This window comes from Jannaschia sp. 2305UL9-9 (genome assembly GCF_041403465.1).
Classification (GTDB): domain Bacteria; phylum Pseudomonadota; class Alphaproteobacteria; order Rhodobacterales; family Rhodobacteraceae; genus Jannaschia.
In genome coordinates, this window is the sequence record NZ_JBGEHM010000002.1 from 791,487 (window position 1) to 807,583 (window position 16,097).

Annotated in this window: 17 protein-coding genes; 14 read left to right on the plus strand and 3 right to left on the minus strand. The window is 67.9% G+C overall.

Translation table 11 applies throughout. The annotated features are described in order from the left end of the window. Positions 1-10 precede the first annotated feature (10 nt). The 9 genes from V6N07_RS11810 to V6N07_RS11850 all read left to right on the plus strand — a co-directional run bounded on the left by V6N07_RS11810 (position 11) and on the right by V6N07_RS11850 (position 9,149). Positions 11-1,279, plus strand: coding sequence for a cytochrome-c peroxidase (locus tag V6N07_RS11810; protein WP_371156816.1), 1,269 nt, complete (start codon positions 11-13; stop codon positions 1,277-1,279). After that, positions 1,276-2,118 carry a PfkB family carbohydrate kinase gene (locus V6N07_RS11815; protein ID WP_371156504.1) on the plus strand — a complete coding sequence of 281 codons (843 nt, stop codon included), beginning with the start codon at positions 1,276-1,278 and terminating at the stop codon, positions 2,116-2,118. The genes V6N07_RS11810 and V6N07_RS11815 overlap by 4 nt, the downstream gene beginning before the upstream one ends. Then, positions 2,115-3,161: a tagatose 1,6-diphosphate aldolase gene (locus tag V6N07_RS11820; RefSeq protein ID WP_371156505.1), complete on the plus strand. Its 1,047-nt coding sequence runs from the start codon at positions 2,115-2,117 to the stop codon at positions 3,159-3,161. Before V6N07_RS11815 ends, V6N07_RS11820 begins: the two co-directional genes overlap by 4 nt. Continuing rightward, entirely contained in the window at positions 3,161-4,504 is a 1,344-nt protein-coding gene (locus tag V6N07_RS11825; protein ID WP_371156506.1) for an L-fucose/L-arabinose isomerase family protein, read from the plus strand. The genes V6N07_RS11820 and V6N07_RS11825 overlap by 1 nt, the downstream gene beginning before the upstream one ends. Beyond that, complete coding sequence (locus V6N07_RS11830) at positions 4,501-5,595, plus strand: Gfo/Idh/MocA family protein (protein WP_371156507.1); 1,095 nt, start codon at positions 4,501-4,503, stop codon at positions 5,593-5,595. Before V6N07_RS11825 ends, V6N07_RS11830 begins: the two co-directional genes overlap by 4 nt. A 70-nt stretch (positions 5,596-5,665) precedes the next feature. Continuing rightward, positions 5,666-6,568, plus strand: a complete 903-nt coding sequence (locus V6N07_RS11835) for a hydroxyacid dehydrogenase (protein WP_371156508.1) — start codon at positions 5,666-5,668, stop codon at positions 6,566-6,568. 9 nt (positions 6,569-6,577) lie between these two features. Further along, a complete protein-coding gene (locus V6N07_RS11840) occupies positions 6,578-7,534 on the plus strand; it encodes an aldose epimerase family protein (RefSeq protein ID WP_371156509.1) in 957 nt (318 codons plus the stop codon). A gap of 3 nt (positions 7,535-7,537) precedes the next feature. Further along, the gene (locus V6N07_RS11845; protein ID WP_371156510.1) at positions 7,538-8,983 is read left to right on the plus strand and encodes an NAD-dependent succinate-semialdehyde dehydrogenase; all 1,446 of its coding nucleotides are present in this window, start codon (positions 7,538-7,540) and stop codon (positions 8,981-8,983) included. 10 nt (positions 8,984-8,993) lie between these two features. Next, positions 8,994-9,149 carry a hypothetical protein gene (locus tag V6N07_RS11850; RefSeq protein WP_371156511.1) on the plus strand — a complete coding sequence of 52 codons (156 nt, stop codon included), beginning with the start codon at positions 8,994-8,996 and terminating at the stop codon, positions 9,147-9,149. 150 nt (positions 9,150-9,299) lie between these two features. Here the strand turns inward: V6N07_RS11850 and V6N07_RS11855 are convergent, their stop codons facing one another. After that, positions 9,300-9,899 (minus strand): rhomboid family intramembrane serine protease, encoded by a 600-nt coding sequence (locus V6N07_RS11855; protein WP_371156512.1) that lies wholly within the window; start codon positions 9,897-9,899, stop codon positions 9,300-9,302. A 122-nt stretch (positions 9,900-10,021) separates the two neighbouring features. On the opposite strand from V6N07_RS11855, the gene V6N07_RS11860 reads away from it, so the two are divergent. Beyond that, on the plus strand, positions 10,022-11,008 hold the full coding sequence (locus V6N07_RS11860; protein ID WP_371156513.1) for a Gfo/Idh/MocA family protein: 987 nt from the start codon (positions 10,022-10,024) through the stop codon (positions 11,006-11,008). Positions 11,009-11,103: 95 nt separating this feature from the next. On the opposite strand, the gene V6N07_RS11865 is transcribed toward V6N07_RS11860, so the two are convergent. After that, positions 11,104-12,069, minus strand: coding sequence for a LysR family transcriptional regulator (locus V6N07_RS11865; RefSeq protein WP_371156514.1), 966 nt, complete (start codon positions 12,067-12,069; stop codon positions 11,104-11,106). Positions 12,070-12,218: 149 nt separating this feature from the next. Here V6N07_RS11865 and V6N07_RS11870 point away from each other — a divergent pair, with 149 nt between their 5' ends. Then, positions 12,219-12,401, plus strand: coding sequence for a hypothetical protein (locus V6N07_RS11870; RefSeq protein ID WP_371156515.1), 183 nt, complete (start codon positions 12,219-12,221; stop codon positions 12,399-12,401). 91 nt (positions 12,402-12,492) lie between these two features. Here V6N07_RS11870 and V6N07_RS11875 read toward each other — a convergent pair whose 3' ends face one another. Further along, positions 12,493-13,140 (minus strand): 50S ribosomal protein L25/general stress protein Ctc, encoded by a 648-nt coding sequence (locus tag V6N07_RS11875; protein ID WP_371156516.1) that lies wholly within the window; start codon positions 13,138-13,140, stop codon positions 12,493-12,495. 218 nt (positions 13,141-13,358) lie between these two features. Between V6N07_RS11875 and V6N07_RS11880 the strand changes: the two genes are divergently transcribed. From V6N07_RS11880 to V6N07_RS11890, 3 genes are read left to right on the plus strand one after another with little or no spacing between them, the layout of a single operon-like run. Then, positions 13,359-14,021, plus strand: a complete 663-nt coding sequence (locus tag V6N07_RS11880; RefSeq protein ID WP_371156517.1) for an MOSC domain-containing protein — start codon at positions 13,359-13,361, stop codon at positions 14,019-14,021. Continuing rightward, complete coding sequence (gene sseA / locus V6N07_RS11885) at positions 14,018-14,893, plus strand: 3-mercaptopyruvate sulfurtransferase (protein WP_371156518.1); 876 nt, start codon at positions 14,018-14,020, stop codon at positions 14,891-14,893. The genes V6N07_RS11880 and sseA overlap by 4 nt, the downstream gene beginning before the upstream one ends. After that, entirely contained in the window at positions 14,893-16,077 is a 1,185-nt protein-coding gene (locus tag V6N07_RS11890) for an aromatic amino acid transaminase (RefSeq protein ID WP_371156519.1), read from the plus strand. The genes sseA and V6N07_RS11890 overlap by 1 nt, the downstream gene beginning before the upstream one ends. Positions 16,078-16,097: the final 20 nt, after the last annotated feature.

Below are 16,097 nucleotides of genomic sequence, written 5' to 3' on the forward strand. Positions count from 1 at the left end.
GGCCGTGAGCATGGCGGTTGCGCCCGTGGCTGCCAAGGCGGAACAGCCCGACTTTCATCCGTTCGACGAGGCGCGGGCCGCGATCGGGCAACTGCTGTTCTACGATCCGATCCTGTCGGGCAACCGCAACATCAGCTGCGCCACCTGCCACCACCACGACACGTTCTCGGCCGATGGCCTGAGCCTCGGGATCGGGGAGGGCGGGCGCGGGATCGGCACGCGGCGCACGGCGGGCGCGGGGGCGGACGCCATCCGCAAGCGGGTGCCGCGCAATGCGCCGGGGCTGTGGAACATCGGCGCGGTGGAGTTCGAGACCTTCTTTCACGACGGGCGCGTCAGCGTCGGGGGCGACTATGGCACCGGCTATGTCACGCCCGCCGAGGAATGGCTGCCGCGGGGATTGCCGAACCTTCTGGCGGTGCAGGCGCTGTTCCCCCTGACCGCGCAGTTCGAGATGGCGGGCAACACCGGCGAGAACGAGGTGATCGGCGCCGTGCAGGACCGCATCGACCTCGGCTGGCCGATCCTTGCCAAGCGGGTGCGCACGATCCCGGCCTATGGCACGGCCTTGGCCGAAGCCTTCGATCTGCGCTCGCCCGAGGATGTGGAGATCGGCCATATAGCCATCGCGCTGGCCGATTTCATGAACAGCGAATGGCGCTCCTTCGACAGCCCGTATGACCTGTGGCAGGCGGGGCAGGGCACGCTGACACCTGCGCAGGACCGGGGGCGCGCCCTGTTCTTCGGACGCGGCAATTGTGCCAGCTGTCACGGCGGGCCCCTGTTCACGGATCACGGGTTTCATGCGCTGGCCCTGCCGCCATTCGGCCCCGGTCGCACGCGGCGGTTCGACCCGATCCCCCGCGACGTGGGCCGCATGGCCGAGACGGACGATCTGGAGGATGCCTACCGCTTTCGCACCCCGTCCCTGCGCAATGTCACGTTGACGGGACCGTGGGGGCATAACGGGGCCTATCCGACGCTGTCGGGGATCATCCGTCATCATGCGGACCCTGTCGCCGCGCTGGACAGTTGGACGCCGGACCTTGCGCGCCTGCCAGCCGCCGATTGGCTCGGCTCCATCGATTTCGTCATCCAGAGCGACACGCGCGAGATGGCGCGGGTGCGACAGGCGGTCGATATTCGGCCGGTTGCCCTGTCCGACGGGGATGTCGCGGATCTCGTAGCCTTCCTGCAGGCGCTGGAGGGGGGAGAGAGCCGCTATGGCCGCCTCGGCGTGCCCGACGCGGTGCCCAGCGGGCTGGAGGTGGAGCGATGACGCGTCTTCTGGTCTGTGGCATCGCGGTGATGGATTACGTCCACCGGGTCGAGGCGATCCCCGTCGGCGAGGGCAAGCATCGGTCGACCGCGTTCGAACGGATCGGCGGCGGATGTGCGGCCAATGCCGCCGTCGGTGCCGCGCGACTGGGTGCCGATGTCACCCTGATGACGCGGATCGGGGCGGATGCGGCGGGTGATGAGCTGACCGCGATGCTGACCGCGCAGGCGATCCGCCCGGCCTTCGCGCGCGGCGGGCGCACGCCCCTGTCGTCGATCATGGTCGACCGGACCGGAGAGCGGATGATCGTCAATTTCCCCGGTGCCGACCTGCCCACCGATCCGCCGCCCGTGCCGGAGGCTGACGCCACGCTGGCCGATTGCCGCTGGCCCGAGGCGACGTGCGCCGTCTTGAGTGCCGCGCGCGATGCCGGGCGACCCGGTGTGCTGGATGGTGAGAAATATACGCCCGAACCGCTGGCCGCGCTGGCCAGCCACGTCGTGTTCAGCGCCCCCGGCCTGCGCGATTTCACCGGGATCGACGCCTTGCCCGCGGCCCTTGCCGATGCCGCCGCGCGCCTGCCGGGGCAGGTCGCCTATACCGACGGCCCGCACGGTGTGTTCTGGGCCGACGGCCCGCATATCGAGGCACCCGCCGTCACGCCCGTCGACACGCTGGGCGCCGGTGACCTGTGGCACGGGGCCTTCACGCTGGCGCTGGGACGGGGCGCCGATCTGATCACCGCATCGACCTTCGCCAACCGGGCCGCCGCATTGAAATGCACGCGCGCGGGCGGGTGGTCCGCCTATCCCGAGATATCCGAACTGGAGACGACATGACCGCTACACCCACATCGGGGCCCCTCACCCCCGGCAAGCAGCTTGGCTTCCGGCGCATGTCCGACGACGCGGGCCTGTTCAAGATGACGGCCGTGGACCAGCGCCCGCCGATCAAGGGGCCGATCGCGGAGGCCCATGGCGGCGAGGCCCCGTGGGACAAGGTGGCCGAGGTCAAGACGGCGCTGATGGAGGCGTTGCAACCGACCTCCACCGCGATGCTGCTGGACCCGCATTACGCCATCCCCCACGGCTGGCGCGGGTTCGACGTGCGCAAGGGCCTTATCGTGACGCTGGAGGACAGCCTGTTCCGCGAGACGGGGCAGGGTCGGTTTTCATCCGAGATCGACGATTGGAGTGTCGGCAAGATCAAGCGGATGGGCGGCGATGCGGTCAAGGTGCTGGCATGGTATCGGCCCGACATCTCGGAGGAGGTGCGCCGCGCGCAGGAGGATTTCGTCAAGCGCACGGGCGACCTTTGCGCCCGCCACGACATTCCGTTCCTGTTCGAACTTCTGGTGCATCCGATCGAATCCGACACCGAGCAGACCTCCGAATATACCGAGATGGCGACCAAGCACGCCGACCACGTCCTGGCCTCGGTCGAGGCCTTCGCGGGCGCCGACTACGGCGTCGATGTCTTCAAGCTCGAAAGCCCGGTGCCCGCCAAGGGGATCACGGCGGGCGACGGCGACATCCAGGCCCTGTTCGACGAGATGGGGCGCCTCGCCGGGCGGCCTTGGGTGATGCTGTCTGCCGGGGCCGGCAAGGCCGATTTCAGATCGGTTCTGGAATATGCCTACGGGGCCGGGGCGTCCGGGTATCTGGCCGGGCGGGCGATCTGGCTGGATGCTTTCGGGCGGTGGCCCGACATGGACGCGATGCGCGCAGGGCTGGTCGAGGATTCGGTCCCCTACATGCAGGAGTTGAACGCCCTGACCGACGCGCGCGCGACGCCGTGGCACGCCCATGAGGTCTATGGTGGCGATGGCCTTGCCTTCCTCGATCCGACCGCCGATTTCCGGCACACCTACGGGGACATGTGATGCGCGTCGGGATCCTGCCCCTCGCCCGGCCCACCTTCGACGTGGCGTTCGCCGAGGAGAAGCTGGCCGCGATGCTGGCCCAACTGGATGCCAGCGGTCACGAGGTGATCGGGCCGCGCGCCCTGTTGATGCAGGCCGACGAGGAGGCGCTGGCCGCGGTCGCCCCGGCCGATGTCCTGCTGATCCTTCAAGTCACCTTCACCGATGCCGCCTTCGCGACCCGCGCCGCCGTGGGTTTCGGCGGCCCCGTCGCCGTCTGGGCCGTGCCAGAGCCGCGAACCGGTGGACGCCTGCGCCTCAACGCATTCTGCGGATTGAACCTGCTGTCCCATGCGCTTGGGCTGAACGACCGCCCCTTTACCTGGGCCTATGGGGACGCCATCGATCTGGAGGCCCTGCTGTCGGGCGATCCTGTCGCGCCCCGCCGTGGCGCACCGTCGACGGCTGCGGCCACGCCCATCCGCCGGGACCTGTCCATCGCCCGCATCGGTGCGCGGCCTGACGGGTTCGATACCTGCGATTATGACCGCGCCGCCCTGAAGGATCTGATCGGCGCAAAGGTGACCGAGCTGGAGTTGCCGGACCTGTTCGACCGGGCCCGCGACCTGCCATCGGCGGATGTCATCCCCTACGCCGCAAAGGCCGCGCAATTGGGCGGGATCGATACGTTGGATGAGGGGGAGCTCGATCGCTCCCTCCGCCTGGCCGGCGCGCTAGACCAGTTGCGGGCCGAACACCGGTTCGACGCGATGGCAATCCGCTGCTGGCCCGAAACCTTCACGGAATACGGTGGCGCGGTCTGCGGGCCCGTGTCGATGCTGGGCGAGGCGCGGACGCCCTGCGCCTGCGAGGCGGATGTCTACGGCGCCGTCACGCAGGCCATCCTGCAGGACGTCGCGGATGCGCCCGTGTTCCTGGCCGACCTCGTGGATATGGACGACGACACCGGCGTCGTCTGGCACTGCGGGCAGGCGCCCGCGTCGATGGCGGCCAAAGCCCCTGACGCCACCGTCCACACCAACCGCAAACAGGCGCTGTTGCTGGAATTCCCGCTCAAACCCGGTCGCATCACCCTGTTCCGCCTCAGCCAAGCCTATGGCAGGCCGCAGATCGTCATCGCCACGGGCGAGGTGCTGGACCGTCCGATGGCGTTTACCGGCACCTCGGGCGTCGTGCGCTTCGACCATGGAGCGGGGGCCGTCTGCGCCGACGTCATGGCCACCGGGTTGGAGCATCACATGGCGCTGGCCTACGGCAACCATGCCGAAGCGCTGCGCGGCGTCGCCACCACCCTTGGCATTCCGGTGCTGGAATTGGGGTCCCCGTCGGAGGTGGCGGCATGATCCGTTATGGCCTGATCGGTGCGGGGATGATGGGGCAGGAGCATATCCGCAACATCAATCTGTTGCAGGGCGCGACCGTCAGCGCGGTAGCCGACCCCGATGACACGATGCGGCAGCTGTCGCTGGCGACCGCCACTGAAGCGAAGGGCTATGCAGACCCTGATGAGATGATCGGCGACGACCTCTGCGACGTCTACCTGATCGCCGCGCCGAACGACTTGCATGCCGAACTCCTCCAGCGGTTGATGGCCACGGACAAGCCGATCCTCGTGGAAAAGCCGCTGGCGACCACGACGGCGGCCTGCCGGGATCTTCTGTCGATCGCCCGGGGGCGGGCGGCGCCGATCTGGGTCGCGATGGAATACCGCTACATGCCGCCGATCCAGCGGTTGTTGCAGGCAATCGATCAGGGGGCGGTGGGCGACCCGCGCATGGTCTCGATCCGCGAGCACCGCTTTCCGTTTCTGCCCAAGGTCGATGACTGGAACCGTTTCAACGCACGCACAGGCGGCACGCTGGTCGAGAAGTGCTGTCATTTCTGGGATCTGATGCGCCTTGTGCTGAAATCCGATCCCGTGCGCGTCTACGCCAGTGCGGGCGTCGACGTGAACCACCGCGACGAACGCTATGCGGGCGGCATTCCCGACATCGTGGACAACGCCTATGTCATCGTCGATTTCGAGAATGGCACGCGCGGTATGCTGGACCTGTGCATGTTCGCCGAAGGATCGCATTGGCAGGAGTTCGTGGCCGTTACCGGACCGCGCGCCCGCTGCGATGCGCTGATCCCCGGACCGGCGCGCTTCGCCCCCGACGGCGCCCCGCGAGAGGCGGAATTCGTCACCTCCGTCCGTGCCCTCAAGCAGGAGGTGCGGGAGGTCGTGCATACGCCTGCCGAGCTGCTGATCGCCGGCGACCACCACGGCTCCACCTTCTACCAACACGAACGCTTCCTCGACCTTGTTCGCCGGGGCAAGGGCACGCCCGAGGTTTCGCTTGCCGACGGCTACTGGTCCGTCCTCGTGGGCGAAGCGGCCGAGGAATCCGCGCGATCCGGTCAGGCCATATCGCTGGTGGGGCGGGGTCCGTGACCGATCTGCATGTCGATCCTGATACGTCCCGGGCATCGGTCCGGCACCTCGCAACACATGGAATATCGCTATGATCGTGATTACTGAATTCATGGACGAGGCGTGGGTCGATTGGCTGCGCGCACGTGCTGATGTGACCTATGCCCCCGACCTGCCGGACCGGCCCGACGATTTGATGGCGGCGGTGCGGGGGGCGCGCGCCTTGATCGTGCGCAACCGCACGCAGGTGCGTGGTGACCTTCTGGATGCGGGGTTTACCTGCGTGGGGCGGCTGGGCGTCGGCCTCGACAACATCGACATGGAGGGATGTGCCACGCGCGGGATCGAGGTCTATCCAGCGACCGGCGCGAACACCCTGTCGGTGGCCGAATACGTGATCACCACGGCGGCCGTCCTGCTGCGCGGGGCCTACATGCTGCGCCCTGAGATGGAGGCGGGCAACTGGCCGCGCGCCAGGGCCGGGCAGGGGCGGGAAATCGCGGGCAAGACCCTTGGCCTCATCGGCTACGGAGAGATCGCGCGCGCGACCGGTCGGCTTGGACGTGCCCTCGGGATGGAGGTCGTGGCCGCCGATCCCTATGCGCGCGATTTCGACGGCGCGCGGTCCGCCACCATCCCCGAGGTGCTGGCGGCGGCCGATGTCCTGTCCCTGCATGTTCCCCTGACGGACGAGACCCGGAACCTGATCGATGCCGCGGCCCTTTCCGCCATGGGGCCCGGTGCCATCCTCGTCAACGCCGCGCGGGGCGGGGTCGTCGACGAGGGCGCGGTCTGCGATGCCCTGCGAACCGGTCATCTGGGGGGCGCGGCGCTGGATACGTTCGCGCAGGAGCCGCTGACCCCGGATCACCCTTTCGCCGATGTGCCGAACCTGATCCTGACGCCGCATATCGGTGGCGTGACCGCCGAGGCCAATACCCGCGTCTCCGAGATGACCGCCCGCCGGGTGGCGGCGCATCTGGGGCTGGAGTAGGACAAGATCATGCGACCGACATACACCATTCAGGGCCACGGCCTGACCGCGACCTTCACCGACATGGGGGCGATCCTGCACGACCTGCGCCTCGACGGGCACGACGCGCCGCTGGTTCTTGGCCTTGCGGATCTGGATCACTACCCGCAGCATTCGAATTACATGGGTGCCACCGCCGGGCGCTATGCCAACCGCATTGGCGAGGGGCAGTTCACGCTGGATGGGCAAAGGCATCAACTCGACCGCAACTTTCAGGCCCGTCATCACCTGCACGGCGGGTCGGGGGGGACGGGCAAACGGGTCTGGGATGTCGTCGACGTCACCCCCGACACGATCCGGTTCGAGATCACGTTGCCAGACGGGGAGATGGGCTATCCCGGCAGGATGCGCCTGACGGCGATCTTTACCTGCGCGCCCGAAGCGACGTTGCAGGTGCGGTATGTGGCCACGACGGATGCCCCGACGATCTGCAACATCGCGCATCACTCCTACTGGATCCTCGACGACAGCGGGACCGTTGCGGATCACGTCCTGACGGTGCCGGGCGCCGACCGCTACACGCCCGTCGACGACGGGATGATCCCCACGGGCGTCGTGCCCGTCGACGGCACCGCCTTCGATTTCCGTCGCGGCCGCGCGCTGGCACAGCCCGGTCTGCTGGACCACAACCTGTGCCTGTCCGACGGACAGGTGCCCCTGCGCGACGTGGCGACGTTGACCTCGCGCACCTCCGGGGTGACGATGACGATCGCAACCACCGAAGCCGGGTTGCAGGTCTACGATGCCTCCAAGCTCGCGACCGAGGTGCCCGGCCTCGACGGGCGGCGCTATGGCGCCCATTCCGGCGTCGCGCTGGAGCCGCAGGCCTGGCCCGACGGGCCGAACCACGATGACTTCCCCGACACCGTGCTGCGCCCCGGCCAGACCTATGAGCAGGTCAGCACGTTCCGATTTTCGAAAGGATAGACCATGGCGTTCCAGGACTGGATGAAGCAGGCGAACCTGATTGGCGGTGATTGGGTCGGCGCCGACGGCGGCGCCACCATCGACGTGACGAACCCGGTGGACGGGTCGGTCATCGGCACCGTCCCCAAGGGCGGACGGGCCGAGACGGAGCGCGCGATCGCCGCCGCCAGCGCGGCCTTCCCCGGCTTTCGCGACATGCCCCTGATGGAGCGGTGCAATCTGCTGTGGAAGCTGCACGATGCCCTGATGGACAATCAGCGCGACCTTGCCGAACTGCTGACCGTCGAGATGGGCAAGCCGATGGCCGAGTCCATGGGCGAGATCGCCATCGGCGCGCAATACGTCCGCTGGTTCGCCGAGGAGGCGCGCCGCGCCAAGGGCGAGATCGTGCCCGCCGGGGTGAACGGCCGCCGCATCCTTGTAACCAAGCACGCCATCGGCGTGGTGGGCATGATCACGCCATGGAACTTCCCGTCGTCCATGCTGGCGCGCAAGGTCGCGCCCGCACTGGCCGTCGGTTGCACCGTGGTGGCCAAGCCCGCGACGATGACGCCCTATTCGGGCCTCGCCTGGGGCGCGCTGTGCGAGGAGGTCGGCTATCCCAAGGGCGTCATGAACGTCGTGACCGGTTCCGCAAGCGAGATCGCGGGCGCGATGATGGACGCCTTCGAGGTGCGCAAGATCACCTTCACCGGCTCTACCGAAGTCGGGAAGGAGCTGATGCGCGGGGCGGCCGACACGGTCAAGAAAGTCTCGATGGAGCTGGGCGGCAACGCGCCCTTCGTGGTGTTCGACGACGCCGATCTGGACGCGGCGGTCGAGGGGGCGATGGTGTCCAAGTTCCGCAACGCCGGGCAGACCTGCGTCTGCGCCAACCGGATCTATGTCCAGTCGGGCATCCACGACGCCTTCGTCGCCAAGCTGGTCGAGAAGACCGAGGCCCTGAAGGTCGGGGACGGGCGCGCGGACGGCGTGGAACAGGGCCCGATGATCGAGATGGCCGCCGTCGAGAAGGTCGAGGAGTTCGTCGCCGACGCGACCGACAAGGGCGGTCAGATCGCGACGGGCGGCGCGCGGCACGGCAACGGCGGCACGTTCTTCCAGCCGACCGTCATCACGGGCGCCACGCAGGACATGAAGTTCGCGACCGAGGAAATCTTCGGCCCCCTTGCCCCGGTCTTCAGGTTCGACACCGAGGAAGAGGCGATCGAGATGGCCAACGATACCGTCTATGGCCTCGCCTGCTATGCCTATACGCGCGACCTCGGCCGGGCCTTCCGCCTGAACGAGGGGCTGCAATACGGGATGATCGGCATCAATTCGGGCCTGATCACCACGGTCGAGGCGCCTTTCGGGGGCGTCAAGGAAAGCGGTCTGGGCAAGGAAGGCGGGTCGCAGGGCCTGGAGGACTACCTCGAGACGAAATACGTTTGCATCGACGGGATCTGAGGGCCGCGTCGTGTTCGACGGCGCGACCACCGGACGCGGGTTCGAGACCGCGCTTGCCCCGTGGATATGGGGCGGCATCGCTGTCCTGTCGGTCGCGGTCTGGCTCGCCTTCCATATCCAGCTCAGGCGCCATGCCCGGACGCGACAGGACGAGGACGATACCTGATCGCCGCGGCCACGGGTGACACGGGCAGGATGCCCTCCGGCTCGGTCGTAAAGGTGGTTGTGGTCGTCGATCCGGCAGGCGTCGCGGGCGCCATCGCGCTGTCAGGCAGCCTGCGGGCAGGCAGGGGCGGAGACGGTGGTCTGTGGCCGTCTACCGCCGGTCCACCGCGCGCGTGCGCGGGGCATGGACATGGGTGCGGATCGCGATCGCCGCTGCCGCTCCGGCCACCGCGCCGAACAGATGCGCCTCCCACGAGACGCCCGGTTGCCCCGGCAACACGCCCCAGATCATCGCGCCGTAAAGCACCCCCACCACCAGCGCCGCGGCCAGCGTCACGGGCGACCGGTCCACCAATCCGCGCGTGACAAGGAACCCGAACCATCCGAACACGAGGCCCGAGGCGCCGACGTGGATCGCGGAGCTGCCGAAAAGCCAGACCAACGCCCCGCCCAGCAGGATGATGATTGCATTGACGGTGAACAGGGCTCGGGTCGCCGTCAGGGCAAGCAGCGCGCCCATTATAAGTAGTGGCGGTGTGTTCGACGCAAGATGCGCGAAGCCCCCGTGCAACAGCGGCATCCCCGCAATTCCATCGAGACCTGCCGCATGGCGCGGGATCAGGCCGAACGCCGGGTTCAGGCTGTAGCCCGTGGCCCAGTTGACCGTCTGCACAAGCCAGAGCACAGCGACGAACCCGGCAAGAATTGCCAGTCGTCTGAACAGGATGCGCGTCGGGCGTGGATCGGACATGCGCAGGAGCCTAGCCGACCTTGCGTGTGGGGCAAGGGCGATCCCGCGCGGGGTTCCGGCTTGACGCCTTGCCCCCCTCACCGGAAGGTGCGGCGAAATCGACCACCAGGAGGAGAGACGGCATGACCAAGGCAATCCGGTGGGGCGTGCTCGGCGCCTCCAACTTTGCACGCAACTCGATGGCCCCCGCGATCCACGCGGCCTCGGGTCACAGTCTGGCGGCGCTGGCCACGCGGTCGCCGGAAAAGGCGGCGCCCTTTGCCGCCTTCGCGCCGGGCCTGACCGTGCACGACAGCTATGAGGCGCTGCTTGCCGATCCCGAGATCGACGCCGTCTACGTGCCCTTGCCGCATACGATGCATGTCCCTTGGGGCGTCAAGGCGCTGGAGGCTGGCAAGCACGTTCTGGTGGAAAAACCGCTTGCCATGACCGAAGCGGATATCGCGCCCCTGATCGCCGCCCGCGATGCGACCGGATTGCAGGCCGCCGAGGCCTACATGATCGTCCACCATCCCCAATGGGCCTTCGTGCGGCAGCTTCTCGCCGAGGGAGCGGTCGGAACCCTTCGTCATGTCGAGGGGGTGTTCACCTACGACAATTCCGGCGATCCGGGCAACATCCGGAACGCCGCGGCGACGGGGGGCGGGGCGTTGCCGGACATCGGGGTCTATACCTACGGCTGCACCCGCTGGGCCACCGGAGCGGAGCCGGAGGCGATCACCCACGCGGATATCGAGTGGGAGGAAGGCTGCGACGTGCTTGCCCGCGTATCGGCGCGCTTCCCCGGCTTCACGGCGCATTGGGTCAACTCCATGCGGCTGCTGCCGGAACAGTTCATGCTGTTCCACGGGGATGCCGGCCTGATCCGGCTGCTGACCCCCTTCAACGCCGCCAAGTTCGGTGAAGCCGTCGTGGAATGGCGCGGACGTGACGGGATCACCCACAGGCGCAGCTGGCCGGGCCTCAATCAATACGTCACGCAGGTGGAGGCGTTCGGCGCGGCCATCCGCGGCGAGGCGGCGTTCCCATGGACGCTCGAGGATGCGGCGGGGACGCAACGTGTGATCGACATGGCCTACGCCGCTGCCGGTGGCCGCCCGAAGACCTGAGCGGTGACGGGGAGGGGGGCGCCGGGGTTCCGCAAGGGGGCTCACGGCCCCCTTGCGCTGGGGAGCGCGAGGGGACTGGTCCCCTCGCATCCCCCTCAGCGGGCGCCCCGGTCGTCGTCCTTCGGGCCGACGGCTGGCAGGTCGCCCAGAACGGCGACCGCGTCCTGGTGGCTCAACCGCGCGAGTTCCGCGATCACGTCGTCCTGCGCCGCTTCCGCGCGGTCGGCCACGAACGACAGGCTGTCCCGTGCCAGTCCGGCCAGGTCCGGCTCGACGTCGTCGCGCATCACCAACCAGATCGGATAGGCGAACCGCGGCGCGTCCGGCACGAGGTGCAGACGCCCCGCATCCAGATGCGTTTGCGCCGCGCGTGCGGGCAGATAGGCCGCGGCCCGGCGGTTGGCCACGTAGTCGGCCCCCAATGCGCCGAGGCCGAGGGTCAGGCCCCGCCCCGAAAGATGCGGCAGGCCCGTGGCGTGGGCCTGGCTGAACTCCGGCCCCCAGTCCATGTAGACGTAGCTGTCGGTGATCTCCTCGGGGTCCTGCGCGGGGAACGAGGCGACGAGGATCAGCTCGTCCTCCATCACCGGCGTGACGGTCAGGCCCGGCCGGGATTGCGGCATGTAGGTCAGGGCCGCCTGCACGACGCTCTCGATCAGGAACCGTGTCAGGCGATCGGGCATCCCGACCTCCGCGCGCAGGGCAAGACCCGGATCCGCCGCGCGCAACCTGTCCAGCCAGCGATAGCCGAGCCTTGGCCACAGCGAATACTGCGCCCCGATGCTCAGCGCGCGGGTGAACCCGTCGGGCAGTGCGACGTGCTGACGCGCCTCCTCCCACAGTTTCAGAAGGCTCAGGGCATAGCGCTCGAAGGATTGGCCAGCCGGCGTCAATGCGACCCCGGCCTTCGAGCGGGTGAACAAAGGCCGGCCCAGCGTGTCCTCCAACCGCTGGATGCGCAGGCTGACGGCCGATTGCGTCACGAACAGCCGGGCAGAGGCGGCGACAAAGCTGCCGGTATCCGAGACGGCCACGAAGGTGCGGATCAGGGTGATGTCCATCCGCCGAATATGAGGAATAGTTGTTTCAGACACAATTCCTATTCGTTTTTCTTGTTTATGAGGGAGTGGTAAAAAGCGGGCGAAGCGCGGCTTTCCGCTGCGCCCACGCCCCGCCGGGACGTCCTGTTCCAAGTTTGAGGAATGCTGCCATGACCTTGAAGAAAACCGCGCTGCTGTTGACGGCGGCCATGATCACGCTGTCCGCCTGTTCGGCTGAACGGATCGTCGACAACACGGTCGACACCGGCCTTTTCGCGACGAAGACCGTTGTGAAAACGGGCGTCGGGGCGGGAAAGCTGGTTGTGCGGGGCGTCGGAGCGGCGGTGAACTGACCGCCAGGGTGCCTTGACCCATCCCGAACGAAAAAGGGCGCCGGACCAATGGTCCGGCGCCCTTTCCTGTTGGCCTGTCGGCCGATTGCGATCAGCCTTCGGCCGTATCGGCCTTCTGTTCGGTCACGACGGTCTCTTCGACCTCGTCATCGTCCGCCTGCGAGGCGAGGCCCGAAGGGGCCTGCATGTTGGCCAGAACGAAGTCACGCTCGATCACCGCCTTGGCGCCCTCGGGCAGGGTGACGTCGGAAATGGTGACGGTGTCGCCGATTTCCATCTTCGAGCAATCGACCGTGATGCTCTCGGGAATGTCGCCGGCGGTCACGCGCAGTTCGACCTCGGTGCGGACCGTCGTCAGGACGCCGCCCTTCTTGTCGCCGGGCGAACCGTCGACACCTTCGAACACCACGGGGATGAACAGGTTGACCTTGGACGTGCGGCGCAGGCGCATCAGGTCCAGGTGGGTCGGCAGGTCCTTGACGACGTCACGCTGAACGTCGCGGCAGATGACGCGCACGTCTTCCTGGCCTTCGACCTTCAGGTTCCAGAGCGTGGCGCGGAAGCGGCCGGCCTTCAGCTTCTTCAGCAGGTCGTTGAACGGGATCTGGATCGCCAGCGGGTCTGCACCGCCACCGTAAACCACACCCGGCACCATGCCATCACGGCGTGCTTGACGAGCGGCCCCCTTGCCTGTCCCCGTCCGTGCATGCGCAACGAGATCCGGAATCTCATTAGCCATGTCATATCTCCAATCAGAATTGTGGGGCGGCCTCCAAGGGTGTCCGCCCGCGGTGAAGGCCGCGTCTTAGGGCGCGACCGGGGCCGAGGCAACCCTGTTCCTGCGCCCCGATACCGCCCGACGGCCTATCGCGTCCGTTGCACAAGCCGGACAGCGGGTCTAAGCCCTTTGGGATGCCGCCCCGCCCAAGGCGCGGGGCCCCGCCGCGAGATGATGCCATGACCGATTCGGATCGTATCACCGCCGTTTTCACCGGACAGGTCCGTGACCGTTGGCCCGGCAAACCGCCGTCGGCAATTGCCAAGACGCGCCGCGATGGCGCGGTCGCCGTCGGCGCGACCGGCCTCGTGGGCGATGCGCAGGCCGATCTGTCGGTCCATGGCGGTGTGGCAAAGGCCATACATGTCTATCCCGCCGCCCATTACCCCGAGTGGCGTCGCGACCTGGGCGACAACCCCGTCTTTGCACCCGGCGGTTTCGGCGAGAACATCTCGTTGCCGAACTGGACGGAGGCGGACGTCTGTATCGGGGACGTGCTGCGGATGGGCAGCGCGCGGGTCGTGGTCAGTCAGGGGCGGCAACCCTGCTGGAAGCTGTCGGCACATGCGGGCGATGACAGGCTTGCATGGCAGGTGCGCAGGACACTGCGCACGGGATGGTACCTGCGCGTCGTCGAAGCCGGCGCGGTTGCGGCGGGCGGTACGATCACCCTGCTGGAACGTCCCTTGCCCGATTGGACGGTGCGCCGGGTGGCCGCGGCCCTGTTCGACCCCCACGCCCCGATCGAAAAGATCGCGCCACTGGCGGGCATGTCCGCGCTGGACCCGACGTGGCGTGGCGTCTTCGCCGAGAGACTATCCAGACAGGAGGCCCAGGCATGAGCCCGAAGACCCCACCCAAGGTGCAGGACGATCCCGCGATTCTGGTGTCGACCGACTGGTTGGCGGCACGCCTGACCTCGCCCGATCTGCGCGTCCTCGACGCATCCTGGCACATGCCGGACACGGGCCGCGATCCTTTCGAGGAATACCAGAAGGCGCATATCCCCGGTGCCCGCTTCGTGGCACTGGACGATGTCAGCGACGGGAGATCCGCCCTGCCGCACATGGCGCCCCCGGTCGAGAAATTCATGTCCCGGATGCGCCGGATCGGCGTGGGCGACGGGCACACGGTCGTCATCTACGACAGTGTGGGCCTGTTCTCGGCGGCGCGGCTGTGGTGGTTGTTCAGGCTGTTCGGACAAAGGGCGGCGGTGCTGGACGGTGGTCTGCCCAAGTGGCAGGCCGAGGGGCACCCGGTCACCGATGCCCCGCCGCAGATCAAGGACCGCCACATGACCGTGTCGCCACAGCCGCAGCTGATGCGGGATGTCACGCAGGTCGCGCAGACGTCCAAGCTGGGCCGGACGCAGATCGTCGATGCCCGCGCCGCGCCGCGGTTTCGCGGCGAGGTGGCGGAACCGCGCCCCGGCCTGCGCGCCGGGCACATCCCGGGGTCGCGCAACCTGCCGTTCGGCGAGGTTCTGAACCCGGATGGCACGATGAAGGATGCCGATGGCCTGCGCGCCGCCTTTGCCGCCGCCGGTGTCGACCCCGATCGCCCTGTCATCACCACCTGCGGATCGGGCGTGACGGCCGCGATCCTGAACCTCGCCCTGACCCGCATGGGGCAGGGCGATCATGCGCTCTATGACGGCTCCTGGGCTGAATGGGGCATGTATCCCGACCTCAAGGTCGCCACCGGAGACGCCTGATGCTGACCGCCCTGACCCCGCAAGCCCCCGACAAGATCCTCGCCCTGATGGCAGCGTTCAAGCAGGATACACGCGCGGACAAGATCGACCTCGGCGTCGGCGTCTACAAGGATGCGACGGGGCTGACGCCCGTGATGCGCGCCGTCAAGGCGGCGGAGCGGCAGCTGGTGGAGACGCAGGACACCAAGGTTTATACCGGCCTTGCGGGTGATCCGGCCTTTGCCGATGCCCTCTCGACCCTCGTTCTGGGCGAGGACCGGCCAAGGGACCGTCTGGCCGCCGTCGCCACGCCCGGCGGCACCGGCGCGATCCGGCAGGGGTTGGAATTGATCCGCATGGCCGCGCCGGAGGCGACGGTCTGGCTGTCGAACCCGACCTGGCCGAACCATCCCGCGATCATCGACTACCTCGGGATGCCTTCCAGCAGCTATCGCTACTTCGACACGGCGACGGGCGGTGTGGATTTCGACGGCATGATGTCCGACCTCGAAGGGGTGGCGCCCGGTGATGCGGTGATCCTGCATGGCTGCTGTCACAACCCGACCGGCGCGAACCTGACGCTGGACCAATGGGGCGAGGTCGCGGCCCTGCTGGAACGGCGGGGCGCCGTGCCCTTCATCGATATCGCCTACCAGGGCTTCGGTGACGGGGTCGAGGCGGATGCGGCGGGCACACGGGCAATGATTGCCGCCGTGCCGGAGGCGATCATCGCCGCGTCCTGTTCCAAGAACTTCGGCATCTACCGCGAACGCACCGGCCTGTTGATGGCGGCCGCACCATCGGCAGAGCGATTGGCCGTCACGCAAGGGGCAATGGCGACGCTGAACCGCCTGAACTTCAGTTTTCCGCCAGATCACGGGGCGCGCGTCGTCACGATGATCCTGACCGACGATGCCCTGCGCGCCGATTGGCTGGCCGAGCTCGAGGACGTGCGCCTTGGCATGCTGACCCTGCGCGAGGCCTTGGCCGCAGCCCTGCGCGACCGGGTCGGATCGGATCGGTTCGGGTTTCTGGCCGCGCATCGGGGCATGTTCTCGCGCCTCGGGGCCAGCCCGGAACAGGTCGAGGCGATGCGGCGGGATCACGGTGTCTACATGGTCGGCGACAGCCGCATGAACATTGCCGGCCTGAACGAACGGACGGTCCCGATGCTCGCCGATGCGATCGTCGCGGCGGGCGTCTGACGTCGGCGGGTTTTCCGGCG